We start from the raw sequence: 523 nt of genomic DNA on the forward strand, positions 1-523 counted from the left end.
CGATGCCCAGGCCGGCCCGGTCCAGGTCGTCGCGGGGGTCGGCGTCGGGCCGGTGCGGGTAGCCAGGCAGGGCGAACAGGAACACGAACGCGCTGTCCACGCCCTCGGTCTCGAAGATCTCCAGCAGTTCGCTCAGATACGCGGCCTGGCCGGCCTCGTCGCGCTCGTATATGCCGTTCAGCCGTACCGGGGCCTTGGTCTCCGGGTCGTACTCGACCACCTCCAGCACCCGCCCGCCCCGGTCGCCCGCGCCTCGGTAGGCCGCGGTGCCGAACCCGGTGATGGCGAGCGGCTTGGTGCCCTGGGCCAGGGTGCGTACCGCGTCCTGGAACCGGTCGGCGACCTCTGCGGAGCGGATCAGCTCGAACGTCACGAAGTCGAAGGGGGCCCAGTCGACCTGCTCGAACTGGATGGATGAGTAGGTGAGCTTGCCCTGGAAGCGTTCGCGGACCGTGGCCGCGGCGTCGCGGAGGAACGTGTTGATGTGCACGCCGAGCTCGCGCATCGCCTCGGCCCGCCGCTC

The 523-nt window shown here is 70.7% G+C and carries 1 pseudogene; it reads right to left on the minus strand.

The window, feature by feature from the left end:
* Nucleotides 1-523: pseudogene (locus CCN51_RS52620) on the minus strand (hypothetical protein); the annotation flags it as partial.

This window comes from Streptomyces milbemycinicus, from assembly GCF_002154605.1.
In the GTDB taxonomy this organism is placed as follows: Bacteria; Actinomycetota; Actinomycetes; order Streptomycetales; family Streptomycetaceae; genus Streptomyces; species Streptomyces milbemycinicus.